This window comes from Sulfitobacter sp. 1A13679, from assembly GCF_043557115.1.
In the GTDB taxonomy this organism is placed as follows: domain Bacteria; phylum Pseudomonadota; class Alphaproteobacteria; order Rhodobacterales; family Rhodobacteraceae; genus Sulfitobacter; species Sulfitobacter faviae.
On sequence record NZ_JBIFFO010000061.1, the window covers coordinates 1 to 1,394 of the forward strand.

1 protein-coding gene is annotated in these 1,394 nt (G+C 57.1%); it reads right to left on the reverse strand.

The features are described 5' to 3' along the window. Positions 1-273 precede the first annotated feature (273 nt). Positions 274-1,302, reverse strand: coding sequence for an IS110 family transposase (locus ACGYLA_RS19515; RefSeq protein ID WP_067629787.1), 1,029 nt, complete (start codon positions 1,300-1,302; stop codon positions 274-276). Positions 1,303-1,394 lie beyond the last annotated feature (92 nt).

Genomic DNA, 1,394 nt, shown 5'->3' on the forward strand with positions numbered 1-1,394 from the left:
CTTCTGTGGTTGCCGCCCGTAGTGCAAGAATTTTTTGACCCTATTGGCGAGTGATCGAGTGCGGTCTTCTGTAAGGCCTCGAGATGCGGCACTTCCAAAAGCCGCGGGCCGGGATGGTGATCAGCGGATCAGGTCCAAATCTGTTGAGCGAGCTCTGAGCTCGTAGGCCCTAACTGGTTTTCCCAATCCAGATCTATTCGATCGTTTTGCCCATTCAGGTCGTCGTCTTCTTACACTCCCCTTGGCACCGTCGCTAGCAGTTCAACAAGAGCATCATGCCGCGACTGCCAGCGCCGGATCCTTGTAATCTTCGTTCTTTGTCAGCATCGCCCAGATTTGCCGGGCCATCTTATTGGCCAGCGCGATAGCGACCAGCATCTTGGGCTTGCGCGCCAACAATCGTGATAGCCAGCTGCCCTCCGTAATTGTGCGCCGTCCGAGCCAGCCCAGCCGCGACATTGCCCCAATGATCAAGAGACGTCTTATATCAGCTTGCCCGGCCTTGGTCATCCGCCCCAAACGTTCTTTGCCTCCCGAAGAATGTTGCTTGGGCACCAGACCCAACCAAGCCGCAAAGTCACGTCCCGTTTTGAACTGCGCCATATCAGGTCCAAACGCTTCTACAGCGATGGCCGTCAGTGGCCCAACACCGGGCATAGTCTGAAGCCTGCGCGCCCTGTCTGACTCAGCGGCCAGCGACTCGAGTTTCGCGGTGCGTTCGTTGATACGCGCCGTTTTCTCTGCAATCTGCGCCAGCAGGTCCAAGCACTCCTCGCGGATCAATGACAGCAAGTCGGCAGTCTTATCCTCTACAAGCGCTGTGATGCGATTAAGACTGCGTATCCCTTGAGGAAACACATGCCCATGCTCATACAACAGCGCCCGCAAGGCGTTCACATCCGCCGTCCGCTGATGCACCAGGCGTTCCCGGCCACGGAAAACTGCCGCGCGCGATTGTTGCTCGACTGTTTTAGGCTCCACGAAGCGCATCTCGGGCTGGCGAGCCGCGATGACAATCGCCTCGGCGTCGGCAGCGTCGTTTTTCTGGCGCTTCACGAACGGGCGAGCATACTGTGGCGCGATGAGTTTTACCTCATGTCCAAGCGCTTCCATCTCGCGCGCCCAATAATGTGCGCTGCCACATGCCTCGAGGATAACCAAGCTTGGCTCCTGCTTAGCCATGAACACGGGAAACTGCGTTCGCGTCAGCTTCTTGCGAAACTGAATCTCCCCCGTGTGCAGCGCCCCATGAACTTGAAAAACATTCTTTGCCAGATCGACCCCGATCATCATATCCTTCATCTCGCCGTCCTCCTCTTTGTGTGGCTTTCAACACCACGACCTTGGCACATTGCGATGCCGTCTGGGGAGGGCGGCAACCACTCCATCTGTTG

Excerpts from the sequence above, each read along its gene's own strand:
- ACGYLA_RS19515 (WP_067629787.1), bottom strand. The coding sequence starts at position 1,302 with ATGAAGGATATGATGATCGGGGTCGATCTGGCAAAGAATGTTTTTCAA.